Annotated in this window: 1 protein-coding gene; it reads right to left on the bottom strand. The window is 54.0% G+C overall.

Going from position 1 to position 1187, the window contains the following annotated elements:
- Positions 1 to 16: 16 nt before the first annotated feature.
- Entirely contained in the window at positions 17 to 964 is a 948-nt protein-coding gene (locus tag AC1D2Q_RS29480; protein WP_477815538.1) for an IS110 family transposase, read from the bottom strand.
- Positions 965 to 1187: the final 223 nt, after the last annotated feature.

Genomic DNA, 1187 nt, shown 5'->3' with positions numbered 1-1187 from the left:
GGTTGAGGGGAAACCCTCAACTTGCTTTCGGCTGGTATTCGCTCTGCCCCTTCAGTAGCGCGAATACGACCCGAGCAAGTTTACGGGCCAGAATCACCAGTGCCTGAGTGGTGCTGAACCCTTTAGCTCGTTGCTCTTCATAAAAACCTTTCCAGGCTGCTGTTCGGCTGGCCGACATGGCTGCATTGTGCAAAAGTCGGCGCGCCTCCGGATCACCTCGTTTTGTCAGACTGCGGCGACCGTCCTTCTGTCCCGACTGTGAAACCCGTAAATCCATCCCCAAAAAAGCGATGAATGCGTCAGCGTTTTTAAACTCGCCCCGTTGAAACGCCGCGATCAGGCGAGCTCCAGTCAAAAAACCTATGCCTTCAACTTTCATGCAGCGCCTTAGATGGGCAAGTAAACCGGCCTCTTTAAGGAGGTCGTTGATCATCTTCTCGACCAGCACTTCAAGCCTCTGCATTGAGGCTATTTGCTCGGCAAAAGCGGCTTTGAGCAGCGGCTCATTTGCCCAGCTCTGTACCAGGCCAACTCGTGCCTGAACCAGCGCGGCGCGCCGGCGGAAAAGGCTCAAGAGCTGACGATACAGCGGCGATGGTGGAGTCCATGGGTGAAGCTCTTCATATTCGTTTTTCAGATAACGGGCGAGCAGCTTTGCATCCAGCGCGTCGGTTTTGGCGCGAACCTTCACACCTTTGCGGTAGTGACTTAGTTCATAGCCACCGACCATGTAAATTGTGCAGCCGGCATCATGGGCCAGATCGGCGAATTCCAAGTGATAGATATTGGTCGACTCAATTGCTACGTCGACCGGTGCCGGCAAGGCTTTCAGCCATTTCTTGATGGCTGGCTTGTTATTGGGAAGCGTCTCCAGCAGATCCAGTTCGGTCTGGTAGATCACCAGTTCATTTTTGGCGACATCCACGCCCACGATTGGCTTGGAAACAGAAACCGACATTGCCATTGAACACCCCCCGAGATATGGTTTTGAGCACTTGAAGGGCTCACCCAGAGGCGCAGGCTTGTTCCTATCGTCGGTCTAGCCAGATGCATTCTTTATCGGCGCTTGGGTGAAAGGAGGAGGGGCGAAATCTCCCACGGATCTGTACTGCGCCAACAGTCAGAATCGAGCCTTGTCCCTCCTCCTCCCTTCAAGTACCAGCATACAAGCGACAGCATACAAGCGA

This window comes from Pseudomonas sp. P1_A1 (genome assembly GCF_056406935.1).
Note: the sequence above shows the minus strand (reverse complement) of the source record. Positions and strands in the feature narration are given on the sequence as shown.

Excerpts from the sequence above, each read along its gene's own strand:
- AC1D2Q_RS29480 (WP_477815538.1), bottom strand. The coding sequence starts at position 964 with ATGGCAATGTCGGTTTCTGTTTCCAAGCCAATCGTGGGCGTGGATGTC.